At 68.7% G+C, this 15,052-nt stretch carries 12 protein-coding genes; 3 read left to right on the top strand and 9 right to left on the bottom strand.

The window, feature by feature from the left end; all coding sequences use genetic code 11:
- The first annotated feature begins 100 nt into the window (after positions 1-100).
- The 3 genes from AAFU51_11955 to AAFU51_11965 all read left to right on the top strand — a co-directional run bounded on the left by AAFU51_11955 (position 101) and on the right by AAFU51_11965 (position 3,245).
- Complete coding sequence (locus AAFU51_11955; protein ID MEO1571972.1) at positions 101-1,174, top strand: MoxR family ATPase; 1,074 nt, start codon at positions 101-103, stop codon at positions 1,172-1,174.
- Positions 1,171-2,601, top strand: coding sequence for a DUF58 domain-containing protein (locus AAFU51_11960; GenBank protein ID MEO1571973.1), 1,431 nt, complete (start codon positions 1,171-1,173; stop codon positions 2,599-2,601). The genes AAFU51_11955 and AAFU51_11960 overlap by 4 nt, the downstream gene beginning before the upstream one ends.
- Positions 2,602-2,678: 77 nt before the next feature.
- Positions 2,679-3,245 carry an HD domain-containing protein gene (locus tag AAFU51_11965; protein MEO1571974.1) on the top strand — a complete coding sequence of 189 codons (567 nt, stop codon included), beginning with the start codon at positions 2,679-2,681 and terminating at the stop codon, positions 3,243-3,245.
- Between the two features lie 80 nt (positions 3,246-3,325).
- On the opposite strand, the gene AAFU51_11970 is transcribed toward AAFU51_11965, so the two are convergent.
- The 9 genes from AAFU51_11970 to AAFU51_12010 all read right to left on the bottom strand — a co-directional run.
- Positions 3,326-4,246 carry an SDR family oxidoreductase gene (locus tag AAFU51_11970; protein ID MEO1571975.1) on the bottom strand — a complete coding sequence of 307 codons (921 nt, stop codon included), beginning with the start codon at positions 4,244-4,246 and terminating at the stop codon, positions 3,326-3,328.
- A gap of 211 nt (positions 4,247-4,457) precedes the next feature.
- Entirely contained in the window at positions 4,458-5,681 is a 1,224-nt protein-coding gene (locus AAFU51_11975; GenBank protein ID MEO1571976.1) for an MFS transporter, read from the bottom strand.
- Positions 5,682-5,778: 97 nt separating this feature from the next.
- A complete protein-coding gene (locus AAFU51_11980) occupies positions 5,779-6,813 on the bottom strand; it encodes a mechanosensitive ion channel family protein (protein ID MEO1571977.1) in 1,035 nt (344 codons plus the stop codon).
- Between the two features lie 51 nt (positions 6,814-6,864).
- Positions 6,865-7,857 (bottom strand): MoxR family ATPase, encoded by a 993-nt coding sequence (locus tag AAFU51_11985; protein MEO1571978.1) that lies wholly within the window; start codon positions 7,855-7,857, stop codon positions 6,865-6,867.
- Between the two features lie 68 nt (positions 7,858-7,925).
- Entirely contained in the window at positions 7,926-9,284 is a 1,359-nt protein-coding gene (locus tag AAFU51_11990; protein ID MEO1571979.1) for a peptidylprolyl isomerase, read from the bottom strand.
- A gap of 51 nt (positions 9,285-9,335) precedes the next feature.
- The gene (locus tag AAFU51_11995) at positions 9,336-10,217 is read right to left on the bottom strand and encodes a peptidylprolyl isomerase (protein ID MEO1571980.1); all 882 of its coding nucleotides are present in this window, start codon (positions 10,215-10,217) and stop codon (positions 9,336-9,338) included.
- 97 nt (positions 10,218-10,314) lie between these two features.
- The gene (locus tag AAFU51_12000) at positions 10,315-12,342 is read right to left on the bottom strand and encodes a peptidylprolyl isomerase (GenBank protein MEO1571981.1); all 2,028 of its coding nucleotides are present in this window, start codon (positions 12,340-12,342) and stop codon (positions 10,315-10,317) included.
- Positions 12,343-12,513: 171 nt separating this feature from the next.
- Positions 12,514-13,779, bottom strand: a complete 1,266-nt coding sequence (gene glgA, locus AAFU51_12005) for a glycogen synthase (protein MEO1571982.1) — start codon at positions 13,777-13,779, stop codon at positions 12,514-12,516.
- A 496-nt stretch (positions 13,780-14,275) separates the two neighbouring features.
- Positions 14,276-15,052: LruC domain-containing protein (locus tag AAFU51_12010; GenBank protein ID MEO1571983.1), on the bottom strand; the 777-nt coding region annotated here is incomplete at its 5' end.

Below are 15,052 nucleotides of genomic sequence, written 5' to 3' on the forward strand. Positions count from 1 at the left end.
CCGAAGCCAAACGGGAGGCGACCGGGCACGTAGATTCCGCGCGCTTGCCACGTCCGGCTCCAGTCGATTTCACCCTCAAAACAATCCCGCTCACACCGTTATGGACAATGGGCCGCGCGTTCCGAATCCCCTGCCGCCCGACGGGTCTGGCGAGCCATCCACGGCGGTCCCTTCGGACCAGAACGCTTCCCCGTCACCCTACGCGCCGCTGTTCGAGGCCCGGACCGACCTGTCGGGCGTGGCGGCCGCCGTTGACCGCCTCAAGGCCGAGGTGCGCAAGCTGCTCGTCGGGCAGGCGCAGTTCCTCGACGAACTCGTGGCGGCGGTGCTCGCGGGCGGGCACATGCTCATCGAAGGCGTGCCCGGCGTAGCCAAGACGCTTACGGCGAAGCTCCTCGCCCGCGCCGTCTCCGCCGACTTCGCGCGCCTCCAGTTCACGCCCGACCTCATGCCCGCCGACGTGGTCGGCACGACGGTCTTCAACCCCGAGACGCGCGCCTTCGACTTCCACCCCGGCCCCGTCTTCGGTCAACTCGTGCTCATCGACGAGATCAACCGCGCGCCCGCCAAGACGCAGGCCGCGCTCTTCGAGGTGATGGAGGAGCGGCAGGTCACGGTCGACGGGACGACCTACCCGATGCAGGCGCCGTTCCACGTCTTCGCCACGCAGAACCCCATCGAGCACGAGGGCACCTACCGCCTGCCGGAAGCGCAACTTGACCGCTTCCTCTTCAAGATCGAGGTCGGCTATCCGACGCCCGAGGAGGAGGCGCGCATCCTGGCGGGCTTCCAGGCGCAGGGCGGGCGGCTCGACCTGGAGCAGGTGCAGCCCGTCCTCACCGCCGACGAGGTCCTCGCCGCGCAGGCCGCCGTGCGGACGCTCTACGTCGACGAGAAGCTGCTCGGCTACATCGCCGCCATCGTGGCACAGACGCGGACCCACCCGGCGCTCGCGCTCGGGGCCAGTCCCCGCGCCTCGCTCGCGCTGCTCACCGGTGCCAAGGCCGTCGCGGCGATGGCCGGCCGCGACTTCGTGACGCCGGACGACGTGCGCACGATCGCGCCGCCCGTGCTCCGGCACCGTCTCCAGCTCACGCCCGAGCGCGAGATCGAAGGCGTCCGTATCGACACCGTCGTCGACCGCGTGGTGCAGAGCGTGGAGGTGCCGCGGTGACTGACGGCGAACGCGCGGGACGAACGAAGGGCAGCAAGCGCGAAGGGGCTTCGGCCAAACCTCCGGCGCGGTGGCGCGCGGCGCTCGACCTGTACGCGCCGACGCGGCTGTTCGCCGTGCTCGGAACGATCGTAGGGCTGTTCGTGCTCGGCTACTGGGTGCCGTTCGTGGAGGGCGTGACGCGGTTGGCTGTATACGGGCTCGTAGTCGCCGTGCTTGTGGATGCCGTTCTCCTCTGGCGGGGCGGCGACCGTTCGGGCCTAGCGCTGGAGCGTGAGGTCCCCGACAAGCTCTCCAACGGCGATCCCAACCCGGTGGCCGTGCGGGTGGTCAGCCGCTACCCCTTCCCCGTCCGCGTGCGGCTCATCGACGAGGTGCCGGTGCAGTTCCAGGAGCGCACCCTCGACTTCCGCTTCCCGCTCATGCCTGGCGCTGCGCACACCGTCGACTACGCCGTGCGGCCCGTTGAGCGCGGCGTCTATCACTTTGGCGCGATCAACGCCTACGTTGCCTCGCCGATTGGGCTGCTGCTGCGCCGCATCCGCGCGGAGGCCGACCAAGAGGTCAAGGTCTACCCATCGTTCCTCCAGATGCGCCGGTGGGCGTTCCTCGCCGAGAGCAACCGGCTCGCCGAGGTCGGCGTGAAGCGCGTGCGCCGCATCGGCCACACGATGGAGTTCGACCAGATCCGCGAGTACGTCCCCGGCGACGACCGCCGCGCGATCAACTGGAAGGCCACCGCCCGCAGCGGCGACCTCCGCCACGGCGGCACGCTGATGGTCAACCAGTACCAGGACGAGCGCGCGCAGCCGATCTACGCCGTGATCGACATGGGCCGGGCCATGCGCGACCCGTTCGACGGGATGACGCTCGTGGACCACGCGATCAACGCCACGCTCGTGCTCTTGAACGTGGCGCTGCTCAAGAACGACAAGGCCGGCCTCGTCACCTTCGACGCGCGCATGAAGACGGTGCTGCCTGCCTCGCGCCGCCGCACGCAGTTGCCGCGTCTCCTCGAAGCGCTCTACGCGCAGCAGCCAGGCTTCCAAGACCCCAACTTTGAGGCGCTCTACGCGACGGTCCGCCGCCAACTTCCGCAGCGGGGCTTGCTGTTGCTCTTCACCAACCTCCAGACGCGCGCCAGCCTCGACCGGCGGCTGCCACTCCTGCGCGCCATCGCGCGGCAGCATCGGCTCGTGGTCGTCTTCTTCGAGAACACGGCGCTGCGCGACCTGCGTGGGCGGCCCGCCGAACGCGTGAGCGAGGTCTACGTCAAGACCGTCGCCGAGCAGTTTGCCTACGAGCAGGAGGAGGTGGCGCGGACGCTCCAGCGCCACGGCATCGGCGCGCTGCTCACCACGCCCGAGACGCTCACCGTCGACACGATCAACCGCTACCTTGCCCTGAAAGCACGCGGGGCGATCTGAGTCGGAGGTTCTCGAACGACGACGCCCGGATGTGTTGCGTAGTCCGTGTGTGCCCTTCCACTCCACCTTCCAACTTCGTGCCCGTGACCTACGCCGACGCTGAAGCCCTCTTCTTCGACTGGACACGCACAGCCAGCCTGCGCCGCCACGGCCTCGCTGTCGCCGCGAGCATGGCGCGCTACGCCGAGCACTTCGGCGAGGACGAGGAGACGTGGCGTATCACCGGCCTCCTCCACGACCTCGACTACGAGCGACACCCCAGCTTAGACGAGCACCCGTACGTCGGCGTGCGCGAACTCGAACGGCTGGGCGTCTCTGAGGACATCCGTACGGCCATCCTCGGCCACGCGCTCTACTCCGGTACGCCCCGCGAGAGCCTGCTCGCCAAAGCGCTCTTCGCCGTGGACGAGCTATCGGGCTTCGTCACCGCCGTCGCGTTCGTGCGGCCTACACGCATGGGCGGCATGAAGGTAAAGTCGGTGCGCAAGAAGCTCAAGGACAAGGCTTTCGCAGCGGCGGTGAGCCGCGCCGACATCCAGCAGGGCATCGCCGAACTCGGCGTGGACGAGAGCGAGCACATCGCCCGCGTCATCGAGGCACTCCAGCGGGAGGAAGCCCGTGTCTTCGAGGTAGACGGCACCTAAAGGGAGCGGCCCTGCCCGTTCCAGGCAGGGCCGCAGGGTGGGCAGCCGAGGTGTGGTGGAGGCGTGCGGATACGCCGTCCTCAGCCGCTCCAGGGTTCCTGAAAGTCCGCGAAGAGCGTCAGCCCGCCGTCGATGAAGAGCGTCTGGCCGGTGACGTAGCGCGACACGTCCGACGCCAGGTAGGCAATGGCGTGCGCGATCTCCTCCGGCTGCGCGATGCGCTTCTGCGGGATGTGCGAGGCCACGACCGCCGTCTGTGCCGAGTCGTGCAGCCAGCTCTGGATCGGTGTCTCGGTGGCCCCCGGCGCCACCGCGTTGACGCGAATGCCGTCGTTGGCGTACTCCAGCGCGAGCGTCTGCGTCATACCCTTGATGCCGAACTTGCTGATCGAGTACGACAGGTAGCTCGGCCGCGGGATCTTCTCGTGGACGCTCGACAGGTTGACGATGGTGCCGGGCTTGCCCGCCGCGCGGAACTGGCGGATCGCGCCCTGCGCCACCATGAAGGCGCCGCGTAGGTTCACACCGAGGACCTTGTCGAAGTCGTCCATCGTGACCTCGTGCGACGGCGCCTCGATCTGGATGCCCGCGTTGTTGACCAGGATGTCGAGCGGGCCGTAGACGGCTGCGATCTCCTCGAACATCTGGCGGACGTCGTCCTCGTCGGACACGTCGGCGCGCACCAGCAGGCCGACCGGCGGTGTGTCTTTGGCATCCAGGCCATCCCCCATGGTGAGGTGGCCCGCGAGCACGGGAACAGGCACGGAGCTCCCGTCCCCAGCCATGTGGCGATGCCGAGCAGCTGAGGACCGAGCCGCTTCCTCCACGAGGCGCAGCGTCTCGCGAGCGGCGGGCGCTTCGGAGAAGAAGGGGTAGTTGATGACCACCTGAGCGCCGCAACGGGCAAGCTCGATGGCCGTGGCGCGCCCGATGCCCGAGGAGGCACCAGTCACGAGCGCGACGCGCCCGCGCAAGTCAAAATGGGGAGCGGTGGAAGTCATGGCGGCGAGGGTTGGGGGCCATGCGCCCGGAGCAGAAGTGCTCGCAAAGGCAGAGCCAGAGAAGTGCAACGCGGCTGAGAGATGGGGTGCAGTCAAACGGTTCCTATGGGACCTGGTTTCAGTACCGGATGAAATAAAACATCCAAAACGTTCATTTGCCTACTTCTCAGAAATCACAGGCGCGCGCTCGCCGAAACCCCCGACCGTCCACTCAGGCCATCCCCGGGGCCGGCTGCCGTAGGAGCGTGGCTAACCCCGCAAACCCCAGCGCAGCTACGAGGCCCACCCCCACACAGCCGAGCCACAGCGCCTCGCGGCCCACCTCCTCAAAGACGATCCCGCCTGCCAGCGGCGCCACGAGGAAGGCGAGCCCCCAGGCGGCCCCGTAGACGCCCTGGTAGGCCCCGCGCAGCGCGTCCGGCGAGAGCCGCGCCACCATCACCGGCGCCACGGTCACCAGCGCGATCTCCCCGAGCGTCCACACCGCTGTAGCCGCGGCGTGGCTCGCCAGCGAGGCTGCCGGGACGTGCAACGCAAACCCTGCCGCGAACAGCAGCGCCGCGCTCACCAGCACCGCGCTTGGTGGCCGGCGCTCCACGAGCCGCGCAATGGGCAAGCTCAGCAGCACGATCACGAGCCCGTTCGTCGCCGCCACGAAGCCGTAGGCCGTCTCCGGGAGCCCCTGCGACGCCATCACGAGCGGTAGCACGGAGAGGCTCTGGAACATCAGCGCCGCCAGCAGCAGCGTGCAGGCCGAAAGGCCGAGCAGCGCCGGGTCGCGCAGCGCAACGAGCGCGCGAGCCTCCGAGACGATCGCAGCCTCGGCCCTGGAGTCCTCCGCGCTGCGATCGGGCCGCGTCTCTGGAATCAGCGCAGCTACCACCAGGCCGTAGACGAGCATCGTCGCGGCATCGAGCGCGAAGAGCAGGTCATAGGACCACAGCACGAGCACGCCACCGAGCACCGGCGCGATGGCCGTGCCGACGTTGATGACCCAGTAGAACAGCGCGAAGGCGCGCGTCCGCTGCTCCTCCGCTACGAGGTCGACGATGGCCGCCGATACCGCGGGGCGGTACGATTCCGTCACGAACCCGAGCGCGATCACGAGCACGGCGAGCGCCGGTAGCGCCGTCGCGAAGGGCACGAGCGCCACAAGCGCCGCGCCGCCGAGCAGCCCCATCAGCAGGACCGGGCGCCGCCCCCACCGATCCGCGAGGAGGCCCCCCGCGAAGCTCGACAGGAACGCGCCGAGGCCGTAGCCGGAGAGCAGCGCTGCCGCCATGCTCGGTCGCAGCCCGCGCTCCGTCGTGAGGTAGAGCGTGAGAAACGGCACCACCACCAGCCCGAGCCGGTTGACGAGCGTCCCAACCCACAGCACCCAGAACGTACGCGGGTACGCTGCCACTTCAGCGCGGAGCCGGGACCAGAGTAGCACAGCTTCAGTGCAGCGAGGTGTGGAGGCGCGGACGCATGAACGTGTTCAGGTCGCGCACGCCCATGCGCTCACACGTGCACACCTTCATAGGGCGAAGCTACGCCTCGGCGCGCCCGCCCGCCCCGCCGCCGTCGTTGAGCGCGCGCTGCAAGAACGGCGTGTCCTCGAATGCCTTCGCCTCGTCGATGAACAGTTGCAGGTGCGGGAACGGGATCTCGATGTCGGCGGCCTTGAGCGTCTCGAAGATCTTCTCCTTGTAGTCAAGTCGGACCAGCACTTCCTGACGCGGGTCGTTGAGGTAGACACGCAGCTCCATGTCCACGCTCGAACTGCTCATCTCGGTGACGACCACCTTCGGCGTGTACGACGGGTGCAGGCGCGGGTCGCCCTCCGTGATCCCGAGCACCACCTCGCGGGCCTGCTGCGGGCTCTCTTTGTAGGCAATGCCGAACGACACCACCACGCGCAGCGTGTCGAGCATCGTGTGGTTGATCACGCGGCTCGTGATCATCACGGTGTTCGGAAAGATGGCAATCTCGGCGTTGAGCGTCCGCAGGCGCGTCGAGCGGAGCGTGATCTCGGTGACCGTGCCGAAGACACCGTCTACCTCGATGTTGTCGCCCACGCGGAAAGGCTGGTCGAGGAGCACCGTCACGCCTGCGATGAGGTTTTCCATCGTGTCGCGCGCCGCGAAGCCGAGCGCGAGGCCCGCGATCCCCAGACCCGCGACGGCCGCCGTCACGTCGATGCCGAGTTGGGCGAGCACGAGGATCACGCCGAAGACACCCAGCAGCAGCCGCGCCGACTTCACGAGCAGGCTCCGTACGCCCGCGTCGAGCCGCTTGCTGCGCTTGAGCGCCTGGTCGAGCACGCCGGTGATGACCTTGTAGATCACCCAGAAGAGCCCGCCCACCAGCAGCGCCGGGAGCAGGTTCTCCAGCACGAAGGAGACGAGGATGCCCGAGAGCTGCTCGTAGACGAGGTCGAAGCGTCCCTCGGCGAGCGCGCGGCCCGTCTCCTCGATGGCCTCGTTGAGCTGTCCGATGGCCGACGTGTCCGCCTGTGCGGTGTCGACCTGCGCCGAGTCCACGGCCGCCTCCAGCGGCGCGGGGAGCGACTGAGCCTGCATCATGTCAGAGGGTGCTGTTCGATGTTCGACGGGCGAAACAACGACAATCGAACATCACAAGTCCACAATCCGGCCGATCACGTCCACCGGCGTCACGCCTTCGGCCTCGGCGTTGAAGTTGGTCACGATGCGGTGGCGCAGCACCGGCACGGCCATCGCCTGCACGTCCTCGCGCAGCGGCGTCACGCGGCCGCCGAGCAGCGCCCGCGCCTTCGCGCCGAGGATGAGGTACTGCGACGCGCGCGGCCCGGCCCCGTACGAGAGGTACTCGTTGACGAAGTCGGGCGTGCCCTCGCGGCCCGGGCGGGTGCGCGCGGCGAGGCGCACGGCGTACTCGATCACGTTGTCCGCGACCGGCACCTGGCGCACGAGGTCCTGGAACAGCTTCAACTCATCCAGGCTCAGCACCGGCTCGATGACGGGCTTGGCCGCGCCGGTCGTGTTGCGGACGACGGCCACCTCCTCCTCGAAGCTCGGGTAGTCGAGCCAGAGGTTGAGCATGAAGCGGTCGAGCTGCGCCTCCGGCAGCGGGTAGGTGCCCTCCTGCTCGATCGGGTTCTGCGTGGCGAGCACGAAGAACGGCGCGTCGAGCGGGAACGTCTGCCCGGCGGCGGTGACGTGGCGCTCCTGCATCGCTTCGAGGAGCGCGGCCTGCGTCTTAGGCGGCGTGCGGTTGATCTCGTCGGCGAGGATGACCTGCGCGAAGAGCGGGCCTTTGACAAACTTGAACGAGCGGCGGCCGGTCGCCGGGTCCTCCTCGATGATCTCGGTGCCGGTGATGTCGCCCGGCATGAGGTCGGGCGTGAACTGGATGCGGCTGAACGAGAGGTCGATGGCGTCCGCGAGGGTGCGGATGAGGAGCGTCTTGGCGAGGCCCGGCACGCCCACGAGCAAGCAGTGGCCCTGCGCGAGCAGGCACACCGTCACGCCCTCCACGATAGCCTCCTGCCCCACGATCACTTTGCCGACTTCCCGGCGAAGCCGCCCATAGGCGTCGTGCAACGCCTCGACAGCAGCAGGATCGGAAGCGGAGGGCAGGCTAGACATGAGCAGAGGAAGCAAGCGTAAACGGGGGACTATTCAGGCGCGATCGCAATGACCAGCACGCACTAGGCTTAGGTGCCGCCCAGAGTTCCAGCGCGTTGCTCCGGCGCGACATAGCGGTCGCTCTTGATCATCACCTGCACGCGTTCCCGGAGGCGCCCGATGTAGGCGACGAGTTCGCTCTGGCGCTTCTCCTGGAGGGCATACTCACTCAGCAGCGCGTAGTCGGTGATCGGGTCGAGCGTGTGCGGCGGCGTACGGCGCTGCAGCAGCACGATGTGCCAGGCACGCGTACCGTCGAGAAGCTGTACCTCGGCGGGCGCGCTCACCTCGTCGACGCTCATCGTGTCCACGGTGGCCTGCCACTGCGGGCCGAGGAGCGCGAGCTGGAGGTTGCGGTCGCCCGTGCGCGGGTCGGTGACGTAGCCACCCTGCGTCGCCGAGAAGGGGTCCTCGGAGTGGCGCTTGGCGAGCGCCTCGAAGGGGACCTCCTGCGTGACGAGCGAGTCGCGGAGCGTCTCCAGCAACCCGATGGCTTCGGCCGGGTCCACGGCGCTGTCGTCCACCTGGATGAGCACGTGGTTCACGTCGATCATGTCGCCGCGGCGCTCGTTGAGGCGCATGACGTGGTAGCCGAAGCTCGTCTCGAAGACCTGAGAGACGGCACCCGGCTCCAGCGTGCTCGCCACGGCTCCGAACTCGGGCACGAGGTCACGGACGCTCACGTTGGCGATGCGGCCGCCGCGGGTGCGCGAGCCGGGATCGTCGGAGTAGCGCTGGGCCATGTCTTCGAAGGTAGCTGCCTCGGTCAGGATCGTATCGCGGATGGCGGTGATCTCGGCGACGGCCGCCTCGCGCGCCTCCTCGTCAGGCGTAGGCAGGCGCACGATGTGGGCCACGCGCACGATCTCAGGCACCTCGGGGAGCTCGGCGGCGGGGATCTCGTCGAAGAACTCCTGCACCTCCGATGGCGTCACGCGCACCGTGCGCATCTTGCGGTCGCGGATCTGCTGGGTGAGCAGCTGCTTCTCGATCTCGTCGCGGAAGTCCTGCCGGATCTGCGCGATCGGGCGGCTGTAGGCCTCTTCGAGCGCCTCCTCGCTGCCGAGCTGCTGCGTGAGTTGCCCAAGTCGCTGATCGAGCACCTGGTCGACCTGGTCGGGCTCCACGATGATGGTCGTGTCGCGCTGCGCCTCGGCGAGGAGCACCTTCTGGCCGACCAACTCGTCGAGGGCCTGGCTGTAGACCGCATCGGTGGCGATTTGCCCCTGCGCGATCTGCTGGGCCACGAAGACCACCTCGGAATGAAGCACCACCTCTCCGTCCACGACGGCGACGATGGTGTCGAGCAGTTGTTCGTTCTGCGCTGAGGCGGTGGGCGTCAGCAGCGGCAGCACGAGGAGCAACGCGAGAAAACGGAGGCGATGCATGGGTGGGAGGCTAAGGGATAAAAAGGGGCAGCGGAGCACAAGACCCCGCGATCAGTCGGGAAGGTCGAGGGCGCCCGAGGCCTGGGCCTCGCTCTTGAGCGCCTGCACCTCGCGGGAAATCAGCTGGCGGCGCGCGTCGATGAGCATCTGGCGGCGCAGGTCTTCCTCGATCCAGCCCAACTCGGGCAGCGTGCCCGCGTCAGCGCGGTCGACGACCTGAAAGACGTGGTACTGGTCGCCCAGTTCGAGGACGGGCGCGATCTGGCTGGGCGCATACTGCCGGAAGACGGCGCCCACGTCAGGGAGACGCTGGCGCAGTTGGCTCTCGGGGAAGTAGGCCTCGCTTAGCCCGATGGCCGCGGTGGGGGTCGCAGCGTAGGTCTCGGCGACGCGCCGCCAGAGCGAGTCGGGTGTGGCAGAGCGGACGGCCTGCACGAGCGCTGCGCGGGCCGTCTGGGCCTCGCTCTCGCTGGCGAAGCGGAGGTAGCGGACGCGGACGTAGGGCTCGCGCAGCCTCAGGCGCTCCTGGTTGGCTTCGAAGTAGGTCTGCACCTCGCTGTCGTCGAGGGCGGGCTGGCGTTCGTCGTAGAGCGCCTCGATGTAGGCGTCGGCGAGGACGGCGCGCTCGCTGTCCTGGAGGCGGCGCTCCACCCTGGGCTTGTCGGCGAGGTCAGCCGCACGGGCCGCGCGCGCGAGCAGTTCGCCGGTTACCCACTGGTCGATCACCTGCATGCGGGCAGCGAGGCTGTCGAGCCCCGTCGGCCGGGCCTGCATGGCAACGGCCAGTTCGTCCTCCGAGAGGTAGCGGTCGCCGACGCGCGCGACGTAGCTCTCCGGCACCACCGTACGCTCACACGCCGCCAGCCCCGCGAGGGCAGCGACCAGCAGGCCCGCGACGAGGGCCAGGCGAACGGGGACACGGAGCAAGGACACAGGCGGGCGGAAGGAAAAAACGGCCCCGCTACAACCGTCGAGCGGGGCCGAATATTGCAGAGCAAGCGCGACGCGACGGCAGCGCGCCTCACGAGAGCTACTCGGTCGCCATCTCGGGCAGCGCGGCTTTCTCCTCGGCGAAGGCATCCGCGAGCACGTCGGGGTAGGTCTGGGCGTCGTAGCGCTCGCGGAGGCGAGCCACCCAGGCTGCTTCGAGGTCGTCCTGATAGTCGGTGAGCACTTCAGCGCGGGCTTCCTGCAGCGTCTTGCCACGGGGCAGTTCGATGCCGTCGAGCACGAGGATGGTGCGCGTCGAACGGTTGGCGAGCACCTCGGTGCGGGCACCGATCTCCAGGTCGAAGGCGCGGTCGTAGGCGGTATCGCTCGGCTCCGAGACGAAGACCGTGTCGATGCGGACGCTCATGCTGTCCGTGGCGAGGCGCTCCTGGATGCCCATCGGGCTGACGCCGCCATCGAGGAACTCGCCGACGCGCGCCAGCACGGAGTCGACGCGGCTGGAGTAGGCGATGACGCGGCGACGCTCAGGGAACTGGTAGCTCGCCTGACGCTCCTGGAAGTACGCTTCGAGGCCGGTGGTGTCGGTCTGCGCGACCGTCCACACGGAGTCCTCCGAGATGGCGAAGAGCAGGATGCCGTCGGCGTACTCTTTCATGATGCGGGCGAAGTCCGCGTCGGTGTCTTCGAGGTCGCGCGCGGCGATGGTAATCGTCTCCTCGGCGAGGTAGCGGCTCATCGCGCCGAGCAGCGCGTCGAGGGTTGGGCCTGTCGGGCGCGCGGTGCGGAGGCCGTCCTTGAACTGACCGAGCGTGAAGCCTGCGTCGCCGACCGTGGCGAAGGTGCTGTCGGTGTAGGTCCCGAAGCCGTCCTGGTCAATACGCGTCACCACAGAGTCCGCCGGGAGGCCCGCGACGGCCTCGGCCACGAGCGTCGAGTCGAAGGTGAAGCCGACCTGGTCCTGGTAGGTTTGGGCGAGCTGTTCGCGGAGGCGAGCGGTACGCGGCAGGCGCTCGGCGAGCCGCTTCAGCTCCGGGTAGGCCTCGTCGTACGACGGCGGCGCCTGCACCTCGACGAGCTGGATGAGGTGGTAGCCGAAGCGCGTCTGGACGATGTCGGACACGTCGCCCGGGTTCTCTAGCGCGAAGGCCGCCTGCTCGAAGGGCGGCACCATGCGGCCGGTGCCGAAGAAGCCGAGGTCGCCCCCGTTCTCGGCGGAGCCGGGGTCCTCCGAGTACTGCCGCGCGAGCGTCGAGAAGTCCTCGCCGCCCGCGATGCGGCCCTGCAGCTCGGTGATCGTCTGGAGCGCCGCGGCGGAGTCAGCCGCCGTCTCGCCACCGAAGCGGATCAGGATGTGGCGGGCGCTGATGTCGCCGCGCGCGCCGCGACGGTCGGTGACCTTGAGAATGTGGTAGCCGAAGCGCGTGCGGAAGACCTCCGAGACGCTGTCAACGGGCACCGTGTACGCCTGCACCTCGAACGCCTCGATCATGCGGCCACCGGAGAAGTAGCCGAGGTCGCCCTGGTTGGTGGCCGCTGAGGGGTCCTCGGACTCGGCCTGCGCGAGCGCGGCGAAATCGGCCCCAGCAACGATGGAGTCGCGGATCGCGGACAGCTTTGTGAACGCCGCGAGCGTGTCGGCGGGCGCGGCCTCCGGCGTGACGCGCAGGAGGATGTGGCTGGCGCGGACCTCCTCCTGCTGGCGGTCGAAGAGCGCCTGGACAACCCGCTCGGTGACCTCCTGTTCGAGGAGGTACGGGCGGGCGAGTTGCTCGCGGTAGTCGTCGAGTTCGGCGACGTAGCTGGAGTCGTCGTCGAGGCCGAGGTCACGCGCGGCCTGCACCTTGAGGCGGAAGTTGACGTAGCGCTCGAGGAAGTCCTCGTAGGCCCCGAGCGTGTCCGCGGCGGCGTCCTCGCGGGAGCCGACCGAGCGGGCGTACTGCCCCTCGAAGTCTTCGAGCGAGAGCGACTCGCCCGCGAACTCGGCGGCGACGGGCGGCGGGGGTGGAACGGTGGCTACGACGGGCGCGGTGGTGGGGCGCGGCGTACCGCAGGCGGCGAAAAGCCCAGCACACACGAGGCCGAGCCAAAGGGAACGTCGAGGAAGCATCGTCAGCGAGAAAGCGAAACGGGTGGGACGAGTCAAGCGGAGCAAGGTACACTGCTCTGAACGGGCGTCCGGCCCCGTTATGCGTTAAACCGCTGCGAAAAGGGCCCGTCCGCCCTGCGGCTCGGCCCCCGACGCGGCCGCTTGCGCCCCGTATTCGAACAGACGCCAGGACTACACCGGATCGACCAAGGATGCATAGAACCGCAGCGTCTCCTCGGCGATGGCCTTCCACGAGAAGCGGTCGAGGACGCGCTGCCGACCGGCACGGCCCATCGCCGCCGCGCGGTCGGGGTCGGCGAGGAGCGTGTTGAGCGCAGCGGCCAGGTCGCGCGCGAAGGCGTCCGGGTCGCGCGGCTCGAAGTCCGAGTCGGCGCTGCCGTCGAGCGGGACGAGGAGGCCCGTCTCGGCCTCACCGATGGCCGCCGCGTCGTCGGGCGTCACGACGATGCTCGGGATCCCGCCCACCGCCGAGGCCACCACGGCCGTCTCGCAGGCCATCGCCTCCAGGTTGATGATGCCGAACGGCTCGTAGACCGACGGGCAGCAGAACACGGCCGCGTGGCTGTAGAGCGCGATCACGTCGGGGCGCGGCAGCATCTCCTCGATCCAGATGATCTCGCCCGCCCCCGCTACCGCCCGCGCCTCCCGGGCTGCCGCGACGGCCTCGCTCATCTCCTGCGCGATGGCGCGCGTGTCTGGCGCCCCCGCAGCCAGCACCACCTGCGCGCGCGGGTCGAGGTCCTTGAGCGCCCGTACGAGGTGCACGATGCCCTTCTGCCGCGTGATGCGTCCCACGAAGAGCACGAACGGCACATCGGGGTCGATGCCGAGCCGCCGTAGCAACTCCGGCCGCTCCGTCGGGCGGTATTCGTCGGGATCGATGCCGTTGGGGATCACCGACAGCCGGGCCTCGGGCACATCGTAGAGCTGCATCACGTCAGCCTTCATCGACTCCGACACGGCCACGACGCCGTCGGCGTTCTGGTAGGCCGTGCGCTCCACCCACGACGAGGCGTGGTAGGCCGCACCAAGCTGCTCGACCTTCCACGGGCGGTGCGGCTCCAGGCTGTGCGTCGTCAGGACGAGCTTGGCGTCCGTCAGTTGCCGCGCGAGCATGCCCGCGAGGTGGCTGTACCACGTGTGCCCGTGCACGATGTCGGCGTCGAGCGGCACCGAGCCGGCCATCACGAGGTCCCGCGCGGCGGTGTCGAGAAACTTGGCGTGGCGCTCGTCCTGGTGCGGCAGCGCAAACTGCGGATCGACGCCGACCACGCGCAGGTTGCCGTCCGTGACATCCTGGTCGCCGAAGCTGAAGACGGTGACTTGGTGTGCCCCGTCGTCCGCCGCGACCAACTCGCGCACCAGGTACTCGACGTGGACGCCCGCGCCGCCGTAGATGTGGGGCGGGAACTCGTTGGTCAGGATGACGATGTGCATGGCCGGGGGGAGCGAGGTGGGAAGTTGGAAGTGAGAAAGCAGAAGTGTTAGGCCTTCTCGCGGGCGCGCAGCATGGTCCGTGTCCCTATTCCTAGAAAGGCAGGACTGATCAGGACAGCAGGCAGCATGCTCAACCTGTAGACTGCGTAGTCGATGCAGGGTGTTACGCTAAACGGAGTGTAGTGCAGCGTTCCGAACACTGAGCTCGTGTTTATGAGGAGTGCAACGCCTGAGAGCATAGAGGCGAAGACCAGACACCCCAATGCGAGGAGGGCAGTTTGCGGTGCCAGCTTCCACGCAGCAAAGGCTCCCATTGAGAGCAATACAGCTTGAAGGGCGACGGAGACAAACATGCCCTGTGACGAGATGGTGACGGAATCGGGTCCTTCAAGATCGCGGCCTCGCACCGAAAACCAAGGCTACCGATCAGCAGAAAACGCAGCGCGCCCAGCCTCCGTAGGGAAGCCGGGCGCACGCCTCAGCGGTTCAATCAGGTCTAGCGGTCGTAGACCTTCGAGGTCACGCGGAGGCCCAGGTTGGTGTACCAGTCCGCGTTCGTCAGACCGCTCGACTCCGCCCACGCACGGAACCGCGTGTACGCCTCCGTCACCGGCGTCTGCTCCGTCGGGTACACGAACCCGTCCGCGAAGTGCAGCGCCCACGGCAACCCGCGCTCGTTCTTGTACGTGAACCCCAACCCCTCGTTCGTGCGGTCCTGGCTCGACCCCAGCAGCGCTACGTCCGCTCCCTCCGACGGCATCTGGTTCGGCAGGTGCACCTCTCGACCGCGCTCCTGGTTGCTCACCAGGAACGGGTTGAGCCACGTCACCGACAGCGCCGGCGCCGCCACCGGCGCGGCGAACACCAGCCCGATCTCCACCGTGTCCGCCGGCGCCACATACGGCGCCGCCGTCTGCGTGTTAGCGAAATAGCCCCCCGGCCGCGCCAGGATCGCGTTGGCGTCGTCGAACACCGGCACGATCGCCGCCGTGCGCCCGCTCTCCGCCCCCGTGCTCGCGACGCTGAAGAGGCCGGAGCCGAGGCGCTGCCCGCTCACCGACGCCACCGCCGCGGCGTCGACCGGGAGCGCGAGCGCGAGGGCGTTGCGGTAGCCGGCGCCGATGGCCTTGACGACGAACTGGCCGTCGAGCTTGGTGAGGTCGCCGGCGGCGTTGCGGGCGAAGCGGAGGTTGTAGTCGACGACGAGGTCGTTGAAGTCGTAGTCGCCCTGTCCGGGCCAGAGGTCCTCGTAGGCGAGGGTGCCGAACTGGTC

This window comes from Bacteroidota bacterium (assembly GCA_039821555.1).
GTDB lineage: Bacteria > Bacteroidota > Rhodothermia > Rhodothermales > Rubricoccaceae > JBCBEX01.